Origin of the sequence: Halosolutus halophilus, from assembly GCF_022869805.1 — an archaeon.
Classification (GTDB): Archaea; Halobacteriota; Halobacteria; order Halobacteriales; family Natrialbaceae; genus Halosolutus; species Halosolutus halophilus.
Genome location: NZ_CP094974.1, coordinates 4,092,059 through 4,111,586 on the forward strand (window position 1 = coordinate 4,092,059; position 19,528 = coordinate 4,111,586).

At 66.6% G+C, this 19,528-nt stretch carries 17 protein-coding genes; 13 read left to right on the plus strand and 4 right to left on the minus strand.

Annotated elements, in window-relative coordinates; all coding sequences use genetic code 11:
• Positions 1-13 precede the first annotated feature (13 nt).
• The 3 genes from MUG98_RS20235 to MUG98_RS20245 all read left to right on the plus strand — a co-directional run bounded on the left by MUG98_RS20235 (position 14) and on the right by MUG98_RS20245 (position 3,333).
• Complete coding sequence (locus MUG98_RS20235; RefSeq protein ID WP_265109222.1) at positions 14-784, plus strand: DUF91 domain-containing protein; 771 nt, start codon at positions 14-16, stop codon at positions 782-784.
• Between the two features lie 251 nt (positions 785-1,035).
• Positions 1,036-2,082: a tRNA-intron lyase gene (endA, locus tag MUG98_RS20240; protein ID WP_265109223.1), complete on the plus strand. Its 1,047-nt coding sequence runs from the start codon at positions 1,036-1,038 to the stop codon at positions 2,080-2,082.
• A 96-nt stretch (positions 2,083-2,178) separates the two neighbouring features.
• Positions 2,179-3,333: a tubulin/FtsZ family protein gene (locus MUG98_RS20245; protein ID WP_265109224.1), complete on the plus strand. Its 1,155-nt coding sequence runs from the start codon at positions 2,179-2,181 to the stop codon at positions 3,331-3,333.
• A 66-nt stretch (positions 3,334-3,399) separates the two neighbouring features.
• Here the strand turns inward: MUG98_RS20245 and MUG98_RS20250 are convergent, their stop codons facing one another.
• Positions 3,400-3,813, minus strand: a complete 414-nt coding sequence (locus MUG98_RS20250) for a methylated-DNA--[protein]-cysteine S-methyltransferase (protein ID WP_265109225.1) — start codon at positions 3,811-3,813, stop codon at positions 3,400-3,402.
• A 109-nt stretch (positions 3,814-3,922) separates the two neighbouring features.
• On the opposite strand from MUG98_RS20250, the gene MUG98_RS20255 reads away from it, so the two are divergent.
• Positions 3,923-5,503, plus strand: coding sequence for a tryptophan--tRNA ligase (locus tag MUG98_RS20255; protein ID WP_265109226.1), 1,581 nt, complete (start codon positions 3,923-3,925; stop codon positions 5,501-5,503).
• 60 nt (positions 5,504-5,563) lie between these two features.
• Here MUG98_RS20255 and MUG98_RS20260 read toward each other — a convergent pair whose 3' ends face one another.
• On the minus strand, positions 5,564-6,085 hold the full coding sequence (locus MUG98_RS20260; RefSeq protein WP_265109227.1) for a DUF5518 domain-containing protein: 522 nt from the start codon (positions 6,083-6,085) through the stop codon (positions 5,564-5,566).
• A gap of 333 nt (positions 6,086-6,418) precedes the next feature.
• Between MUG98_RS20260 and pheS the strand changes: the two genes are divergently transcribed.
• Together pheS and pheT are read left to right on the plus strand one after the other, a co-directional pair.
• The gene (pheS, locus tag MUG98_RS20265; RefSeq protein ID WP_265109228.1) at positions 6,419-7,945 is read left to right on the plus strand and encodes a phenylalanine--tRNA ligase subunit alpha; all 1,527 of its coding nucleotides are present in this window, start codon (positions 6,419-6,421) and stop codon (positions 7,943-7,945) included.
• A complete protein-coding gene (gene pheT / locus MUG98_RS20270) occupies positions 7,945-9,708 on the plus strand; it encodes a phenylalanine--tRNA ligase subunit beta (protein WP_265109229.1) in 1,764 nt (587 codons plus the stop codon). The genes pheS and pheT overlap by 1 nt, the downstream gene beginning before the upstream one ends.
• A gap of 230 nt (positions 9,709-9,938) precedes the next feature.
• On the opposite strand, the gene MUG98_RS20275 is transcribed toward pheT, so the two are convergent.
• Complete coding sequence (locus MUG98_RS20275; protein WP_006111025.1) at positions 9,939-10,136, minus strand: hypothetical protein; 198 nt, start codon at positions 10,134-10,136, stop codon at positions 9,939-9,941.
• Between the two features lie 261 nt (positions 10,137-10,397).
• Here MUG98_RS20275 and MUG98_RS20280 point away from each other — a divergent pair, with 261 nt between their 5' ends.
• The 4 genes from MUG98_RS20280 (at position 10,398) to MUG98_RS20295 (ending at position 12,868) form a co-directional block, all read left to right on the plus strand.
• Entirely contained in the window at positions 10,398-10,706 is a 309-nt protein-coding gene (locus MUG98_RS20280; RefSeq protein ID WP_265109230.1) for a non-histone chromosomal MC1 family protein, read from the plus strand.
• A 221-nt stretch (positions 10,707-10,927) separates the two neighbouring features.
• The gene (pheA, locus tag MUG98_RS20285) at positions 10,928-11,746 is read left to right on the plus strand and encodes a prephenate dehydratase (RefSeq protein WP_265109231.1); all 819 of its coding nucleotides are present in this window, start codon (positions 10,928-10,930) and stop codon (positions 11,744-11,746) included.
• Positions 11,747-11,918: 172 nt separating this feature from the next.
• Entirely contained in the window at positions 11,919-12,374 is a 456-nt protein-coding gene (locus tag MUG98_RS20290) for a peroxiredoxin (RefSeq protein ID WP_265109232.1), read from the plus strand.
• A 74-nt stretch (positions 12,375-12,448) separates the two neighbouring features.
• A complete protein-coding gene (locus MUG98_RS20295) occupies positions 12,449-12,868 on the plus strand; it encodes an Hsp20/alpha crystallin family protein (RefSeq protein WP_265109233.1) in 420 nt (139 codons plus the stop codon).
• A 28-nt stretch (positions 12,869-12,896) separates the two neighbouring features.
• Here MUG98_RS20295 and MUG98_RS20300 read toward each other — a convergent pair whose 3' ends face one another.
• Entirely contained in the window at positions 12,897-13,322 is a 426-nt protein-coding gene (locus MUG98_RS20300) for a DUF7522 family protein (RefSeq protein WP_265109234.1), read from the minus strand.
• Positions 13,323-13,500: 178 nt separating this feature from the next.
• Between MUG98_RS20300 and leuS (MUG98_RS20305) the strand changes: the two genes are divergently transcribed.
• The 3 genes from leuS (MUG98_RS20305) to MUG98_RS20315 all read left to right on the plus strand — a co-directional run bounded on the left by leuS (MUG98_RS20305) (position 13,501) and on the right by MUG98_RS20315 (position 19,452).
• A complete protein-coding gene (gene leuS, locus MUG98_RS20305; RefSeq protein WP_265109235.1) occupies positions 13,501-16,344 on the plus strand; it encodes a leucine--tRNA ligase in 2,844 nt (947 codons plus the stop codon).
• A gap of 97 nt (positions 16,345-16,441) precedes the next feature.
• Positions 16,442-19,099 carry a leucine--tRNA ligase gene (gene leuS, locus MUG98_RS20310; protein WP_265109236.1) on the plus strand — a complete coding sequence of 886 codons (2,658 nt, stop codon included), beginning with the start codon at positions 16,442-16,444 and terminating at the stop codon, positions 19,097-19,099.
• Between the two features lie 152 nt (positions 19,100-19,251).
• The gene (locus tag MUG98_RS20315; protein ID WP_265109237.1) at positions 19,252-19,452 is read left to right on the plus strand and encodes a hypothetical protein; all 201 of its coding nucleotides are present in this window, start codon (positions 19,252-19,254) and stop codon (positions 19,450-19,452) included.
• The last annotated feature ends 76 nt before the right edge of the window (positions 19,453-19,528 follow it).

The window sequence follows — 19,528 nt, forward strand, 5'->3', positions numbered from 1 at the left end:
GGCCAACGATCCCATGATCGACGACGCGATTCGCGTGCTCGCCGGCGACTGCACCGTGATCACGGACGGAACGGACCGCGAGGAGTACCGCGGTCGGGTGACGACGATCGTCAAACCGGACAACACCGTGCTGGTCCACGACGTCGACGGCTACCAGCCCGTCGCGTGGCTCACCCGCGCCGACACCGTCTCCAGCGATCGCGCAGACGGGTTCTCGCTCGTCGCGACGAAGGACACCCAGACCCTCCGGATCGCCGCTCACGAGCAGGAGGGGTTCGCCCACTACCCGAGTTCGGCCGCCGGCACCCCCGTCGGGACCTGTCCGTCGTGTGACGGCGCACTCGTTCGATCGTCCGGCGTCCACTGCGTCGGCTGTGGCGACCGCTATGGCGTTCCGTCCGACGCGATGATTCGGGACGAACGCTGTGACTGCGACTGTGGCCTCCCGCAGATGCGCGTCGAGCGCGGCCTCGCCTTCACCGTCTGCCTCGATCGGAACTGCGAGTCGCTGGACGAGGTCGTCCGCGAGGCGTTCGATCGGGAGTGGAACTGTCCCGAATCGGGCTGTGACGGCGACCTCCGGATCCTCCGCCGGGGCGGCCTGATCGCCGGCTGCGAGCACTATCCCGACTGCGACACCGGGTTCGCGATTCCCGCCGGCGTCGTCGACGGCGAGTGCGCCTGCGGCCTCCCGACGTTCGAGAGCCCCAGCGGGACCCGCTGTCTCGACGCCACCTGCGAGCGACTGGTCGAGGAATCGATCGGGGCTGCAGGTGACGACTGACTCCAGACTGGCCGGACCGCCCGACTGGAGGCCCCGACTGACCGCCGCGGGTGGGACTGAAAGGGGCTGGCGCTCCGGGAAGCCAGACGACGCAAGGACCGCAGCCGAACGAAGTGGGGTGAGGACCGCAGCGAGTCCTGCGACTGGAGCGCACCAGAGGCCTTCGAGGCGTTGGACACCGATTCGTGTGCTGAGAAACTGCGTGGGAATCGATCCGCAGCCACTTAGTGTCCGACGGCAAAGCCACTGGTATGTCACTCGAGGGGCGGTTCGACGAGGATGCCGGCGTCATCCGCGTGGGCGGCAACGCACGCCAGCGATATTACGATTCACGGGGCTACGGTTACCCGCTCGAGGGCAACGAAATCGCCCTCGCGCCCGTCGAAGCGGCCCACCTGCTCTTTCGCGGCGATCTCGAGGGGGTCGTCGCCGACGGCGATCGGCTGGACTTCCGGTCGTTCGTCGCCCGCGAACCCGGGACGGACTTCGGCGTTCGCTTTCTGGTCTACGCGGATCTGCGATCGCGGGGGTTCTACCTCTCGCCGGCGGCGGAGCCGTGGGTCGACGATCCGCCGGACGCCGACTTCGCCGTCTTCCCGCGCGGGAAAGGACCGGCCGACGGCGACGTGGAGTACCCGCTGCAGGTGATCGGCGAACGGACCGACGTGCCCGCAAGCGCACTCTCGGCGGGCGTCCTCGCCGTCGTCGACGAGGAGAGCGAGATCACCTACTTCCAGGTGGACCGCCGTGAGCCCGCGGGGTCCTCCGCGACGTTGCTCCCCGAGGGCTGCGGGGCCGACCTGCTCGCCGATCGCGTCGTCGTCTGGGAGCCGCCGCTGGAACTGTACGAGGAGACCTTCTACGGCCAGCCGCTGGAGGGGCGGGAGTACGATCGACCCACGCTCCAGTGTTCGCTGCTCGAGGCGGCCTACCTCGCCGAGCGCGGGGCGATCGATCTCGACCCGGCGACGGTGCGCGATCGGGGCCGCGAGGTCGAGGGCGAACGGTTCGAGCGCCGCCTTCGCGTCTACACCGCCCTCCGCGAGCGCGGCGTCGTTCCCAAGACGGGGTACAAGTTCGGCGCGGACTTCCGGACCTACGCGAACGTGGACTCGGTCGATAACCTGGGCCACTCCGAGTTGCTGATCCGGGTCCACCCCGACGGTGACGTCTTCGAGCCCCGAGATCTGGCACTGGACGTCCGCCTCGCTCACGGCGTCCGCAAGACGATGGTATTCGCGCTCGTCGACGAGGACGGCGGGATCGACTGGTGGTCGGTAGAGCGGCTGACGCCCTGATCGAATCGTACTCGGGGCGTTCGTCGGCGGGATCGATCCCGCGGAGACGATGGGGCGAGCGGAACCATGAAAACCCCATCGGACCAGTATCGTCTCATGCAACTCGAGGTAATCGGTGTCGGTGGTGCGGGCTGCCGGATCACCGAAGCGATCCGGGCCGCGGAGCCAGCGACGCAGTCGTTTCTCACGGACGCGTTCGCGTTCGATACCGACGAACCCGATCTGCAACGTGCGGTCATTCCCGAGTCGCATCGCCACCAGTACGGACAGGGGACCGGACTCGACGACACGACCGGCCTCGAAGGGAACCTCGAACGGGGGTTCGAGATGGGCCCGGCGGCCGCCGAGGAACTGCTCGAGGTGCTTGACCGCGGGACGCCGGCGGCTGCCGACGCGTTTCTCGTCACGGTCGGCCTCGGCGGCGTGACGGGCGGCATAACCGCGCCAGCGCTCATCTCCGCACTCCAGCGGCGGTACGACGCGCCGGTGTACGCCCTCGCGACGCTACCGGCCGATCGGGAGTTCGATCCCGACGCCGACGCGTCCGGATCCGGATCCCACGTGAGGACGACGCCGGGAGCCGAACAGCCATCGCGGCCGAACGCGCCATCGAACGCGATCCGGACGCTCGAGCGACTGGACGGACTCGCGAACGCGATCATCCTGTTCGACAACGACGCGTGGCTCCGTCCCGGCGAGACGCTCGCCGACGCTCGCGATCGGTGCAACCGGGAACTGGCGACGCGGATCGCGTCCGTGTTCGCCGGCGGTGGCGCCGGGTCGGACGGGACAGTTACTCAGAACGTCGTGGACGCGAGCGACGTCAATCGGATCGTCGGCAACGAGTCGGCCATCGTCACGCTCGGCTACGGCGAGCAGGACGTCGAAACGGGCGGCTCGCGGTTCGGCCTCGGACTCGTCTCGTCGGAACCGGACGTCGAGACGACCAAGGCGGTCAGCGCCATCGAGACCGTCGTCCGCAAGGGGATCCGCGGCAAACTCACCCTCGAGTGTGAGCCCGAAAGCGCCGAACGCGCGTTACTGATCGTCGGCGGCCCGCCGGCGTGGCTCGACCGGCAGGCGATCGCCGAGGGGCGGCGCACGCTCCAGTCGATCGTCGGCGGCAACGGCGTCCTCGGCGGCGACGCGCCGCGACCCGACGGCGAGTCGGTCTTCGTCGCCGTCGTCCTCGCCGACGTCGACGCCGATCGGCTCGCGTCGTTACGGGCAGTAGCCGACCGGAACGCGTAATTTCGCGGCCGAGCGGCGACCTGCTCGTAGAATCGCTTCCCGAGTGCGATCCGATCGGTTCAGGGGTCACTCGGCCGACCCGGACGGCTCGTCGCCCGGAATCGGGGCGCCTTCGTGCTCGAGCAGCCGCCGTTTCAGGGCCAGTCCGCCGGCGTAGCCGGTGAGCGACTCCGCGCCGACCACGCGGTGACAGGGGACGACGACGGGAAGCGGGTTCCGACCGCAGGCCTGCCCGACGGCGACCGGGGCCGTCTCGAGGTCCGCCGCGAGGTCGCCGTAGGTTCGCGTCTCGCCGGGCGGGATGCGCGCCATCGCGCGCATCACGGTTCCCGTGAAGTCGTCGGGGTACTCGATCGCGAGGTCGAACGCCCTTCGCTCGCCGGCCTCGTACTCCCGTAGTTGCTCGCGGACGGCGGCCGGCGCTTCGGCGATCCGCGACTCGTCGACGTCCAGTTCGGCATCGAATATGCGAACGCGCATCGACGATCGTTCGTCGCGGGGGCGCTTGAGGATTCCCGCTCCCCACGACGGATCGGAACCGCGGGCGAAGGCGAAGGCTTTTGCGCTCCGGCGCGCCAAAACCGTGGTAATGACCGGAGACGACCCACTCGAGGAGTCCGAGTCAGGGGAACCGATGACCGACGGCGGAGCTGCAGGTGCCGACGACGTCGCCCTCGATCCGTGGGGTTCCTCGAGCGTCTCCGACTACCGCAAACTCTTCGAGGAGTTCGGCATCGAGGAGTTCGACGAGGTTCTCGAGGAGGTGCCGAACCCGCACTACCTGATGCGACGGGGCGTGATCTTCGGCCACCGGGACTATCGACCCGTCGCGAGAGCCCTACAGAACGACGAGCCCGCCGCCGTCCTCTCGGGCTTTATGCCCACCGGGGATCCGCACATCGGCCACAAACTCGTCTTCGACGAGATCATCTGGCACCAGCAACAGGGGGCCGACGCCTACGCGCTGATCGCCGACCTCGAGGCCAACTCCGCCCGCGGGATGAGCTGGAACGAGATCGACGAGCACGCCCGCGACTACCTGCTCTCCCTGCTCGCGCTCGGCTTCGACCCCGAGGAGGGCACGCTCTACCGCCAGTCGACCAATCGCGAGCTACAGGACCTGGCCTTCGAACTCGGTGCGGAGGCCAACTTCTCGGAACTCGAGTCGATCTACGGCTTCGACGGCGAGACCGACGTCTCACACATGCAGTCGGTCGTCACGCAGATGGCCGACATCCTCTATCCGCAACTCGACGAGCCCAAACCCACGGTGATCCCCGTCGGACCGGACCAGGATCCCCACGTCCGACTGGCTCGCGACCTCGCCGAGCGGATGCGCTTCTTCAAGGTGAGCGAGGCCTACGCGAGCTTCGAGCTCGAACCCGAGGAGCGCGCGCTGGTCGCCGACGTCTACGAGCGACTCGACCCCGCGGCGTTCGACGACGACACCCTGCGCTGCGTCCACGTCGCCGAGGCGATCGAGGAGACGCCCCTCGAGGAACTCGACATCGGTGCGGACGTTCTGGGGTCGGTCCTGACGAAACTCGAAGAAGCCGGCATGGAGCCGATCCGGCCCCGGACCCGCTTCTTCGATCGCCGGGCGACCGACGAGGCGTTCGACGCGCTCGTCGACGCGATCGAGGGCGAGAAGCGCGTCTACGAGAGCCACGTCGACGCGTTCGAACTGGACGCGGCGGAGGCGGAGGAACTCGCCCGCGAGGTCGAAGTCGAGAACGACGGCTACGGGTTCCGTCCGCCGTCCTCGATCTACCACCGGTTCATGACCGGGCTCACGGGCGGGAAGATGTCCTCGTCGATCCCGGCGAGCCACATCTCGCTGCTGGACGATCCCGAAGACGGCTACGACAAGGTCAAGGCGGCGACGACCGGCGGCCGCGAAACCGCCGAAGAGCAACGCGAGAAAGGGGGCCGCGCCGACGAGTGTCCCGTCTACGAACTGTACGCCTACCTGCTGTCCGGCGACGACGACGAGTTCGCGAAACGCGTCTACGACGAGTGCGTCGGCGGCGAGCGGCTCTGTGGCGACTGCAAGGAACAGGCCGCCCAGCTGATGCGGGAGTTCCTCGAAGAGCACCAGGAGAAACGCGAGGAGGTCGAGGAGCTACTCGAGGACGCGGACGTCGAACTCGAGTCGCCGCGCGCGAGGTAGCAGGCGAGAACGGCCCGAGCGATCGGACGAGAATGGAACGAGAGACGCGACCGAAGCGGATCAGTACCGACCGATCTCGTCGCCGAGTTCGTCGTTGAGGTACGACCCGATCGCGCCGCCGCCTATCGCGAACACGACGACGTAGAGCGGGCCGAACAGCACTGATTCGGGGAAGAATCCCGCGACGATTCCGTTAGTGACGACCAGGCCGACCGCCACCACGGCGGCCGCGATCGCGCCAGCGTACGCGCCAGCAACGGCGCCCTCCTTGAGGTCGGACCCCTCGAGATAGCCCGAAAAGAGGCCGCCGAACAGCGGCGCGAACGAGACGAGCGAGAGCAGAAACAGCGCGAGGAGACCACCGACCAGCCCGTTGACGACCGTCGGCCGCCGATCGGGGACGGCGGTCGGGTGTTCGTCACTGGGATCGTCAGTGCGGTGGTCGTCACTGGGATCGTCAGTGCGGTGGTCGTCACTGGGATCGGGAGCGGGATGATCGGAGTCGTCGTGGTCGTCGACGGAGCGATCGGTGGTGTGATCGTCCGTGGAGTCGGAGTCGACGTCCGATTCGGTGCTTTCCATGCGCGTCCCCTCTCACGACAGCGGGAGAAACCTTCCGGTTCGAGAGTACTTGACGTCGCGGCGACCAGATCGGGGTGGTGGACCACCGCAACGCTTTTGCTCCGGCCGGAACACGACTCGCGTATGGCACCCGAACCCCACGTTCGTGCCGGCGTCGCCCGCACACCACAGCGTACGCGCCCAGGGTTCGGCTTCTTCTTCGCCCGGTGATCGAGGCGGTGGACCCGCGCACCCCACACCGGGCGCGCGCGGCGAAACCGACCGGGAGACGATCGCGGACCGGGCAGTATCGGAACCGCTAACTGACCGACACGCAGCCATACGAACAAGCGAATGCAACTTCCCGAACCACAGGTCGCGGTCCTCGAGGCCGCGAGCGCAGACGAGGCAACGTCCGTCGACGCCCTCGCTGCGGCGACCGAGCTCCCTCCGGAGACCGTCACCGGGGCGGTCTTCGAACTGGAAGACGAGGGGCTGGTCGCCGTCGACGAGCGAGTCGACGAAACGATCGCACTGACCGACGAAGGCGCAGCGTACGCAGACTCACAACTGCCGGAGATCCGGCTGTACGAGGCCGCACTCGAGGCCGGTGCCGACGCCGATCCCGTCTCGATGGGGCGGGTCATCGGCGCGTCCGGACTCGAGGGCGACGGCGTCGACATCGCGCTCTCGAACTACGCCCGGAAGGGGTACGGCGCGATCGACAGCGGCGAACTCACCGCCGACCCCGACGCCGACCCCGCAGCGGACGCCGAGGCGAACGCGCTCGACGCGCTCGCCGACGCGGGCGAAGCCCCGATCGATACCGTCGACGTGGATTCGGACACGCTCGACCAGCTCGAACGCCGCGGCCTGCTCGTTCGATCGGAGACGACGATCCGCGAGGCGACGCTCACCGAACGGGCCATCACGGAACTGATGGCCGGCATCGAGACCGCGGAGACGGTCGGCCAGGTCACCCCGGAACTGCTCACGAGCGGCGAGTGGACGGACGTGGAGTTCGCCGAGTACAACGTCGAGGCCGACGCCGAGCGGTTCGAGGGCGGCCGGGTCCACATCCTCCGCCAGACGGCCGAACGCGTCAAGGACGTCCTCGTCGGCATGGGGTTCCAGGAGATGGAGGGGCCACACGTCGACGCGGACTTCTGGATCAACGACTGCCTGTTCATGCCCCAGGACCACCCCGCGCGGACCCACTGGGATCGGTTCGCCCTCGAACAGCCCACGCACATCGACGAGTTGCCCGCGGACCTCGTCGATCGGGTGGAGCGAGCCCACCGGGAGGGCGTCGGCGACGACGGCGAGGGGTACCACTCGCCGTGGGACGAAGACTTCGCGCGAGCGCTCGCGCTACGCGGGCACACGACCTCGCTCTCGACGCGGTACCTCTCGGGCGAGCAGATCGGCGAGATCGAGCCGCCCGCGCGGTTCTTCAGCGTCGAGAAGGTCTACCGGAACGACACGCTCGACCCGACCCACCTGCTGGAGTTCTTCCAGATCGAGGGGTGGGTGATGGCCGAGGACCTCTCGGTTCGGGACCTGATGGGCACCTTCGAGGAGTTCTACGCCCAGTTCGGGATCACGGACATCGAGTTCAAGCCCCACTACAATCCCTACACGGAGCCGAGCTTCGAACTGTTCGGCACGCATCCCACGACGGGCGAACTCGTCGAGATCGGGAACTCGGGAATCTTCCGCGAGGAGATGCTCGAACCGCTCGGCGTGGAGTGCGACGTGATGGCCTGGGGACTGGCCCTCGAGCGCCTGCTCATGCTGATGTACGGCTTCGAGGACATCCGGGACATCCACGGGACGCTGTGTGACCTCGAACTGCTGCGGGATACGGAGGTGACCTACTGATGCCAACCGTCGACATCGACCCCGACGAACTGCGCGACCTGACCGGCCGCGAGGACAAGAGCGACGACGAACTGAAAGACGACCTGTTCGGCCTCGGCCTGGAGTTCGAGGGGCGCACCGAGGACGGCGCGTTCGAACTCGAGTTCGCGCCCGATCGACTCGATCGGCTCTCCGTCGAGGGCGTGGCCCGGTCGATGCGCTACCACTACGGCGACGCCCGCGGCGTCCACGTCCCCTCGACGAACGCGGCGGAGTGGACGATCGAGGTCGACGAATCCGTCCCGGACGAGCGACCGTACGTGACGGGTGCGGTGATCCGCGACATCGACCTCGACGAGGACGGGCTGGACTCCCTGATCCAGTTGCAGGAGAAACTCCACGCGACGATGGGGCGCAAGCGCGCGAAGGGCGCGATCGGAATCCACGATCTGACGATGCTGAAAGGGGCCTCGGCGACCGACGGGAACCCGACCATCCAGTACGTCGGCATCGAGCCCGAAGAAGACACGTTCGTCCCGCTCGACGCGGATCGGGAGATGACGCCGGCACAGGTGCTAGAAGAGCACCAGACCGGGAAAACGTACGCCGATCTCGTGAGCGAGTACGATCGCTACCCCGCGATCTACGACGATCTCGGACTGTTCTCGTTCCCGCCGGTGATCAACGGCCGCCGGACGGAGGTCTCGACCGACTCCCGCGACCTGTTCGTCGAGATGACCGGCACCGACCAGTGGACGATCGACAAGATGTGCACCATCGTCTGCTACGCGCTCGCGGCCCGCGGGGCGACGATCGAGGACGTTCGCGTCGAGTATCCCGATAGCGAGTCCGCGAACGCGGACTCGGAGGGGAGCCGAACGCAGTCCGGCGGACGCGAGTTAGTGCGGCCGGACCTCTCGACGAAGACCAAGACCGTCGCCCACGATCGCATCGAGACCATCCTCGGGATCGACCTCGATCCCGACGAGGTGATCGATCTGGCGGAGCGATCGGGCCTGGAGGCCGAACGGGACGACGGTAGCGACGGCGGCCTCGGCTACGAAGTGACGATCCCGCCGTACCGCGTCGACGTGCTCCACCCGCTGGACGTCATCGACGACCTCGGCCGGGCCTACGGCTTCAACGAACTCGAACCGAAGTACCCCGACGTCGGGACCGTCGGCGGCCGCCACGAGCGGTCCCGACTCGAAGACGCCGCCCGCACGCAACTCGTCGGCCTCGGCTTCGAGGACCTGTTGAACTTCCACATGATCAGCGCGGACGAGAACTACGATCGACTCGAGATTTCGCCCGGCGACGACGTCTACGGGGCCGGCGACCCCGCGACGATCAAGGAACCCTACAGCGAGGATTACACCATGCTGCGGACGTGGGTGCTCCCCTCGCTGCTGATGGTGCTGGAGAACAACACCCACCGGGCCTACCCGCAGGACCTCGCGGAGATCGGCTTCACCGCCGAGGTCGACGATCGGGAGAACACCGGGGTCGCCGAGGGGCGGCACGTGAGCGCGGTCCTCGCGAGCCACGACGCCGGCTACGAAGACGCCAAGGCGCGCCTGCAGGCGCTCGCCAGGAACTTCGACGTGGACCTCGAGACGCCCGCGACCGACCACCCGGCCTTCATTTCGGGTCGAACCGCGTCGATCGTCGTCGACGGCGAGGACGTGGGACTCATCGGTGAGGTCCACCCGAAGGTGCTCGTCGAACACGACCTCGAGGTGCCGGTCGCGGCGTTCGAGTTCGATCTCGAGGCGCTGCGCTGACCGGCAGCCGATCGATCGGACGCGAGTTTCGGATTCGACCGGCGGTCACTATTCGCTGTACAGTACCGCGAGCGAGTGAAACGTACGAGCGGCTCTATTTGATCCAGATTTTTGCGCTGAGCGAGGGCCGCTTTGCGTCCCTCGAGCCGGCGAACGGGCGCGAAGCACCCGTGAGCAGAGAGCGGGTCGCTCGCGGAGCGAGCGAATCCCGAAGCGTAAAAAGGTGAGTTCTAGAACTCGTGTTCGACGTCTTCCTCGTCGGCCTTCTGGATGATGATTTTGCCGTCTCGGACCCGGACGAAGACCTCGTCGCCGATATCCATGCCCGCGACTGCGAGTTCGTCCTCGTGGAGGTTCAGGTGCACGTTGTGATAGTTTCCGTCTTCGTCTTTCGCACCGCTTGGACTCAGCTTCTTTTTCCGTACCATCGCGGGATTCTATGACGAACTTCGCCGTAGGATGTACTTAAGTGTTTTCGACGGCGCGACGACCGCATTCGTTTTATGGAGACCGATCGCTCGGGGAACGAGCGAGATCGATCGGACTGAGAAGTGAACGAGGCCCCGCTCTGCGGAGTTACTGCGGAGAACTGGTGGGTCGTATCCACTTAAAGATACCGGCGCAGTCGGCCGGTTTTGGGGGATATCTTTATGTCGGACCGTGTGCTGAATTGGCATGGAGGCGAAACCATGGTACGTGAAGACGGTAAACGAAACTTTGCACTGCGCGAGTCGGACGGCGAAGAGTCGAGCGTCTTTTCCGGAAACACACCACGACAGGCCGCCCTCAAGGCGGCCCGGCGACTCGAACCCGGTTCCAGCGAATCGGCCGCCGAACGGGTCGAACTCCGGCTGCGGGAGAAGGGCACGGACAAGGTACACATCTACGACGGCTGGGCGTGGGAAGAAACCGCGCCCGACGACAAGCCAGACTGGATGCCAAACGAGATCACGGAGGCTAACGTCTCGAAGAAGGGGATCGAACACCTGGACGAGTAACGGGCAGTGACGGCGCTTTCTCCCGATCGGCAGCCTCTCTCGAAACGACTGGCAAGTGAGGCGGCGACGCGTACCTGTCCTCACACCGAGCGACGGCTCCACGCGGAATCGAACCGCGATCGATCGGATCTCCGCCGCCAGTGACGCCGTGACGCGACCTCGAGCGCGAACAGGTCAACGACTCGACGGTCTTTTGCCCCCGTCCCTGCTACCCACACCCGATGACTGTAGTCACGCTTGGCCCCGAAGGGACCTACTCACACCGGGCGGCGAGTGCGCTCGCCGACCGGGACGCGATCGACTTCCGCCAGTCGGTGACCGCGATCGTCGACGCCGTCGCGAGCGAGGAACACGATCGGGGCGTGATCCCGATCGAAAACAGCATCGAGGGCAGCGTCACGGAAAGCCTGGACGCCCTCGCCGAGTACGACGTCGCCGTCGTCCGGGAGATTGTCACCCCGATTCGCCACGCCCTGCTCGCCCAGGGGCCCGAATTCGACACGATCGCGAGCCACTCCCAGGCGCTGGCCCAGTGTCGAACCTACCTCGAACGGGAGTACCCCGACGCCACGCTAGAAGCCGTCGCCAGTACCGCCCAGGGCGTCGAGTACGCCCGCGAGGACCACTCCGTGGCGGGGATCGGCCACCCGGCGAACGCGGAGAACGGAACCACCCTCGAGGTGCTGGCCGAGGACATCCAGGATCAGGACTCGAACGCGACCCGCTTCTTCGCGCTCGCACCCGCAGAGGAACGATCGAAGGGCGGCGGCAAGACCTCGCTGGTCGTCTATCCGAACGCGAACTACCCCGGACTCCTGCTCGAACTCCTCGAACCGTTCGCCGACCGGGACATCAACCTGACCCGCGTCGAATCGCGACCCAGCGGCCAGCGACTGGGCGATTACGTGTTCCACATCGACATCGAAGCGGGGCTGTACGAGGCCCGGACGAACGAGGCGATCGCGGACATCGAAGCGATCGCCGAAAACGGCTGGGTGCGGAAACTCGGTTCCTACGATACGGAACACGTCGTCGAATAAAGAACAGAGCGGTCGAACGACGGGAAATCCCGCTTCGAACGTCTCGAAAGGACTTCGAACACCACGAAAGCAGGCGGGGCTTTCGTGGCAGCCTGACGGGTACAGGTTGGGTAGTCCACCAGGTACCGGGTTACCACAAACAGTTTTCCGCGTCCACGCGGGAGGGACGCGTATGGCACTCGAGGAAGGCGCGGCGACACCGCCCGTGACGGCACCGAACCAGGACGGCGAGGTGATCGAACTGGCGTTCGAGGAGCCGACGGTGCTGTACTTCTACCCGAAGGACGACACGCCGGGCTGTACGATCGAGGCGAACCAGTTCCAGCGTGAACGCGAAACCTACCGCGACGCCGGCGTGGAGGTGTACGGCGTCTCGACGGACGACGTCGGCTCCCACCAGTCGTTCTGCGAGTCCGAGGGACTCGAGTTCGACCTGCTGGCCGATCCCGACGGCGAAATCGCCGACGCGTTCGACGTCGAACTGCGAGACGGGCGGACCGCGCGGACGACCTTCGTCCTCGCCGACGGCGAGGTCAAGGCGGTCTACGAGGGCGTCGATCCCGACGGACACGCACGCGACGTGCTCATGGACGCACTCGAGGACGGACTCGTCACCCTGCCGGAATAACCGATCGCGAGAACCGTCGTTCTGTTGTCCAGTCGCGGGCAGAATTTATCCCACTCGAGGGCGTACCGGGAGGTATGCGAGGAAATCCGTTCGACGAAATCGAAGAGATGCTCGACCGCGTCAGTCGACAGGTAGAGGAGGGAATGACCAGCGGCGGCCTCCAGGTCCCGGGCTCCGTCCCGGTCGATGTCGCCGACACCGACGAGGAGTACGTCGTGACGGCGGACCTGCCCGGCTACGATACCGAGGACATCGACCTGACGCTCTCGGACGGAACGCTACGGCTCGAGGCGAATCGAACCGACGAGGAAGAGTACGCGGAGGGACGATACCTCCGGCGCGAACGGACCCACGCGTCGGCGAGTCGACGGATCCGGCTCCCCGAACCGGTCGAGGAGGACGCGGTGTCGGCCGGCTACGAGGACGGGGTGCTGACGGTTCGACTGCCGAAGGTCGGCGGCGGCGAGCACTCGAAAGCGATCGACATCGAGTGACACGGGCCCGAAGCCGGACGGTGCTCGGTTATCGTCCCGAAAGGAGCCGTTCGATCGCGTGTGCAGCGTCTTCGAACGCGTTGACGTCCATACTGTCGGTCGTGAGGAGGACGCCGGCGTTCCCGACGAGTTTTCTGACCACGAAGCCGTCGTCGTGGAACCGGACGGTGAACTCGTACGTGCCGATGCCCCTGTCGCCGTCCGCGATCGAGAGCGCCGAGCGAACCGGCGCTTCCGCGAAGCCGACCAGTTCGAAATCGACGAGCTGTGATTTGACGTCGCGGCTGTCCGTGGTCGAGTCGTAGAGGTCCTGGCGGACGTACAGGACGTCGAACTCCGACGGGGTGAAGTAGACGACCGATCGGAGCGTATCGCCGAGACTCGTCCGGGACGTGCTGACGAGGTTGTCAGCCAGGTCGTCGGCGATATCGGTGGTGAACGATGCAGGAGTCATGTGAGCGGGAATAGGTTTCCGAAGATATCAACTGTACCGGTGGCGCGCACTGATCGCCGCTACCGCGGATCGGCGTCCGGATCGACGGCTGGGCTCTCCGGTTCGAATCGAACGCGCGACGATCGGTTCGCGCCCCGATGTGGTAGTGCTTTTACCCCATCCCGCACAATGAGCGGCTATGAACTACGACCCGCAGGAACTCGAGGCCGAGTGGCGCGATCGCTGGGCCGAGTCGGGTCAGTACGAAGCTGATCCCGACCAGCGAGCGGACGCGACGTTCGTGACGGTGCCGTACCCGTATCCGAGCGGCGGCATGCACATCGGACACGCCCGCACGTACACCGTCCCGGACGTGTACGCCCGGTACCGCCGCCAACAGGGCGACAACGTCCTCTTCCCGATCGCCTGGCACGTCACCGGCACGCCGATCATCGGCGCCGTCGAACGGCTCAAGAAAGGCGAGGAGGACCAGCTGTCGGTCCTGCGGGACACCTACAACGTCCCGGAAGACACCCTCGCGGACCTCGAGACCCCGATGGGCTTCGCCCGGCATTTCATCGAAGAACACTACAAGCAGGGGATGAAGCAACTCGGGCTGTCGATCGACTGGCGCCGCGAGTTCACCACGAACGACGAGCGTTACTCGAAGTTCATCACCTGGCAGTACGAGACGCTCAAAGAGCGCGGACTGCTCGAGAAGGGGCTGCACCCGGTCAACTACTGTACGAACGAAGAGCAACCGGTCACGACCCACGACCTGCTCGAGGGGGAGGACGCCGAGTATCAGGAGTACACCCTGATCAAGTTCACCGACGACGACGGGACGGTCTATCCGATGGCGACGCTCCGACCGGAAACCGTTCGCGGGGTGACGAACGCGTACGTCGATCCCGAGGCCGAGTACGCCCGGGCGATCGTCGACGGCGAGGGGTGGATCGTGTCCGCGGAGGCGACGGAGAAGTTCGACTTGCAGGCCCGCGACGTCGAGGTCGAGGAGACGTTCGCTGGAGCCGATCTGGTCGGGAAACGCGTCACCAACCCAGTTACGGACGAAGAGATCCTCGTCACTCCCGCCGAGTTCGTCGACACCGACAGCGCGACCGGCGTCGTGATGTCCGTTCCCGCTCACTCGCCGGACGACTGGGTCGCCCTCCAGGACGCCAAGGATCGCGCCGACGAGTTGACCGGGTACGGTATCGATCCGGAGGCCGTGCGCGCGATCGAACCGCGGGCGATCCTGACGATCGAGGGGTACGGCGAGTTCCCCGCGAAAGAGGCCGTCGAGGAACACGGCGTCGAATCGCAGCACGATCCGGCCCTCGAGGAGGCCACGCAACAGCTCTACAACCGGGAGTTCCACCAGGGCGAACTCGTCGACGAGTACGGCGAGTTCGCCGGGGCGGTGATCGAGGACGTCCGCGACGACCTCAACGCGCACTACCAGCAACAGGGGGCCTTCGATGCGATGTACGACTTCGCCGAGGAGGTCATCTGTCGCTGCGGCGGCGACGTCGAGGTCTCCGAACAGGAGACGTGGTTCCTGCGGTACAACGACGACGACTGGCGGGAGAAAGCTCGCCGAGCCGTGGCCAACCTGGACGCGATCCCGGAGAACACCCGCGAGCAGTACGAGCACACGATCGGCTGGCTCGAGGAGTGGCCCTGTATCCGAAACTACGGACTCGGAACGCGGCTCCCGTGGGACGACGACTTCGTCATCGAGCCGCTGTCGGACTCGACGATCTACATGGCGTACTACACGTTCGCCCACCGGCTCGAGGACGTTCCGCCGGAGGAGATGGACCGCGAGTTCTTCGACACGCTGTTCTACGGCGAAGGCGCGGTCGACGAGCCGAACGAACGCGCCCTCGACCTCCGCGAGGAGTGGGACTACTGGTACCCGGTCGATTACCGGTGTTCCGCGAACGACCTGATCTCGAATCACCTCACGTTCTTCCTCTATCACCACGCGGAGCTGTTCGGGGAGGAGAAGTGGCCACAGGGAATCACGAGCCTGGGGATGGGGCTGCTCGAGGGCCAGAAGATGAGTTCCTCGAAGGGCCACGTCGTCCTCCCCGACGAGGCCATCGAGGAATACGGGGCCGACACCGTCCGGTTCTTCCTGCTGAATAGCTCCGAGCCGTGGCAAGACTTCGACTGGCGGGCCGAGGAGGTCGGCTCGACGCGGGACCAGCTCGAGCGGTTATGGAACCGCGCGATCGAGACGATCGAGGCGCCGGCGGGTGAGCGCGACCTCGAGCGCCCCGATCGGTGGCTGCTCGCCAAGCTCCAGGAGACGGTCCGCGACGTGACGGAATCGATGGAGCGGTTCGAGACGCGATCGGCCAGCCAGACCGCCTTCTACCGGTTCGAGGAACACCTCAAGTGGTACCGTCGCCGGGCCGACCTCGATCGTCCCGGGGCGCGCTGGACGCTGCGGACCGTCCTCGAGACGCGGCTGCGCCTGCTCGCGCCGTTCGTTCCGTTCCTGGCGAACGAACTCCACGAACGACTGACCGGCGAGCCCGCGGAGGACGTCCCGTGGCCGGAGCCGGTACCGGGGTTCGACGATCCGACCGTCGTCGCCGAAGAGGACCTGATCGAAGACGTCCTCGAGGACGTCCGCGATATCGTCGAGGTGACCGACACCGATCCCGAGACGATCCGGCTCTACGTCGCCGCCGACTGGAAGCGGGACGTCCTCGACACCGTAATCGACGTCGGTCCGAACCAGGGGCAGGTTATGGGCGAAGTGATGGGAGACGACGACCTGCGCGAGAAGGGCGACGCCGTCAACCGCCTCGTCGGCGACCTCGTCTCGTTCGTCCGCGAGCGCGACGACGAGACCGTAGAGACGCTGGCCGCGATCGACGAGCGAAGCGTCTACGAGGAAGCGACCGACTTCCTCGCCCGCGAGTTCGACGCGGACGTCGAGATTTACGCCGAGGACGGCGCTCCCGTCGACCCCGACGACAAGGCGGGGCAGGCCCAGCCGTTGCGGCCGGCGATCCACCTCGAGTAGCCGCGTCGCCGCGGTCCGCTTCGACCGCCGACCCGGGCGGGCCGTTCGACGCGAATGGGAAGGTATAGGGTGCCGACGGGCACATCGATAGCTACGAATGAGCGACGCGGGATACGACCACGCGGCGGTCGAACGGCGCTGGCAGGAGGCGTGGGACGAGGCGAACGTCTACCGGACGCCCGACGACGTCGACGACCCGACGTACGTCCTCGGGATGTACCCGTACCCGTCGGGCAAACTCCACATGGGCCACGTCCGCAACTACACGATTACGGACGCCTACGCCCGCTACCGCCGGATGCGCGGCGACGAGGTGCTCCACCCGATGGGGTGGGACGCGTTCGGCCTTCCCGCGGAGAACGCGGCCAAAGAGCGCGACACGAACCCGCGAGACTGGACGTTCGACTGCATCGAAACGATGCGCGAGCAGATGGACGCGATGGGCTTTGGCTACGACTGGGAGCGCGAGATCACCACCTGCAAACCCGAGTACTACCGGTGGAACCAGTGGCTCTTCTCGCGGTTCCAGGACGAGGGGCTGGTCGAACGCCGCGACGCCGAGGTCAACTGGTGTCCCGAGTGTGAAACCGTCCTCGCCGACGAACAGGTCGAAGGCGAAGGCGAACTCTGCTGGCGCTGCGAGACGCCGGTCGAACAGCGCGAACTCGAACAGTGGTTCCTGAAGATCACCGAGTACGCGGACGAGTTGCTGGAGGCGATCGACGACCTCGAGGGGTGGCCGAACTCGGTGCGCCAGATGCAGCGCAACTGGATCGGCCGCCAGTACGGGACGGAACTCGAGTTCCGTATCGAAGGATACGGGTCGGTCCAGGCCTTCACCACCCGCGTCGACACCATCTACGGCGCGACGTTCTTCGCGCTCGCGCCCGATCACCCGATCAGCGAGGAACTCGCGGCACAGGACGAGGAGATCCGCCACTTCATCGAACACGAGGCCGATCCCGAGGGCGACGAACCGAACGGGATCGAGACGGATCTGACCGCCACGAATCCCGCGACGGGCGACGAACTCCCCGTCTTCGTCGCCGACTTCGTCCTCTCGGACGTCGGGACCGGCGCGCTGATGGGCGTTCCCGGTCACGACGATCGGGACCACGCCTTCGCACGGAAGATGGGCGTCGACATCGAGCCAGTCATCGCGCCGGAACCCGACGACTGGGACGGCGAGACGATCCCCGACGCACCTGACGTGAGCGAGGGGGCCTACACCGAGGACGGCGTGCTCGTCAACTCCGGCGACTATTCGGGCTTCGACAGCGAGACGGCCCGAGATCGTCTCACCGACGCGATCGAGAGCGCCGAGGAGGCCACGCAGTACCAGCTTCGCGACTGGGGGATCTCCCGCCAGCGCTACTGGGGGACCCCGATCCCGGTCGTTCACTGCGACGACTGCGGCCCCGTCACGGTCCCCGAAGAAGACCTGCCGGTCGAACTCCCCGAGTTCATCAACACTACCGGCAACCCGCTGGACGCCGCCGAGGAGTGGAAGGAGACCACGTGTCCCGACTGTGGCGGCGAGGCCACCCGCGAGACCGACACGATGGACACCTTCGTCGACTCCTCGTGGTACTTCCTGCGGTACGTCTCGCCCGACCTCGAGGACGCCCCGTTCGATCGCGAACGGGCGAACGACTGGATGCCGGTCGACCAGTACGTCGGCGGCATCGAACACGCCGTGATGCACCTGCTGTACTCCCGGTTCTTCACGAAGGTGCTGGCCGACCACGAGGGCCTCGAGCACCGCGAGCCGTTCACGAACCTGCTCGCACAGGGGATGGTCCAACTCGAGGGCGAGAAGATGTCCAAGTCGAAAGGAAACGTCGTCTCGCCCCAGCGGATCGTCGAGGAGTACGGTGCCGACACCGCCCGGCTGTTCATGATGCAGGCGGCCCAGCCCGAGCGCGACTTCGACTGGAGCGAGGAGGGCGTCCGATCGACGAACGCCTTCCTCGGCCGCCTGAAGGAGATGGTCGAGGACTACGCCGCCGACGAACCCGACGGCGCGGACGACGCCGTCGCCAGCTACGTCGCGAGCGAGATCGACGCGACGATCGCGATCGCCACCGACGAGTACGACGACCTGACGTTCAACAAGGCGCTGCGCGAAACCCAGGAGCTGGCTCGGACGCTCCGGCAGTACGCCGAGCACGCCGAGCCCCACGCCGAGACGTTCGAGCGCGGGCTGACGGCGGTCGTCCGGCTGCTGGCGCCCGTCGCCCCGCACGTCGCCGAGGAACTGTCCGAGACGCTCGGCCACGACGAGTTCGTCGTCGACGCCGCGTGGCCGACCGCCCAGGTCGATCGCGATCGCGTCGAGAAGCGCCGCCGGCTGGTCGCGAACACCCGCGAGGACGTCCGCGACATCGTCGAGGTGGCCGGCATCGACGATCCGAAGGGGATCGACGTCGTCGTCGCCCCCGAGTGGAAGTACGACGCCCTCGAGATCGCGATCGAAAGCGACGCCGACAACCTGATCGGCGAACTCATGGGGGAGTCACACATCCGCGAACAGGGCGACGCCGCGGCCGACTACGGCCAGGGCCTCCAGGCTGAGCGCGAGGCGCTCTCGATGACCCTCGACCCGGACGAAGAGCACGCGACGCTGGAGTCGGCGGCGTGGCTGCTCGAGCGCGAGTTCGACGCGCCGGTCCGGGTCGTCCACGCCGACCAGGTCGACGATTCGGTGCTGAAAAACGCCGAACCCGGACGGCCGGCGATCGAGATCGAAGACTGAGCCGGTCACGGGCGGTTCGTGGACGCTGCCATCCCGACCGGGTGATCGACGCCGTCGTGTGAGTTCCCTATCGTTCCGATGTGGAGAATTCTCTTCTTCGCGCACGCGTCGAGCACGGTGGATCCACAGCGGAACAGACGTTCAGCGATCGCATGGACGACCGAAGCGACGGCGCGGCCGCGCGGCTGGAGACGACCGACGAAACGACGCGCGGATTCGCGGCGGACGCAACCGACGGGATCACCGTCTCGCCTGCCGCCGAAACCGGCGGTAGCACTGCCACGAACGAGCGGAAATACCCCTCTTCGAGTCGAGGGCGATCGAATTACGGTCGGTGCAGTGGCCAGAAGTGACGGCGACTACCCATCGGGAGATCGAGTTGCGTTTCTGTCGCACTGATGCTATCGTCCTCCTGTCGGGAAATTGTTC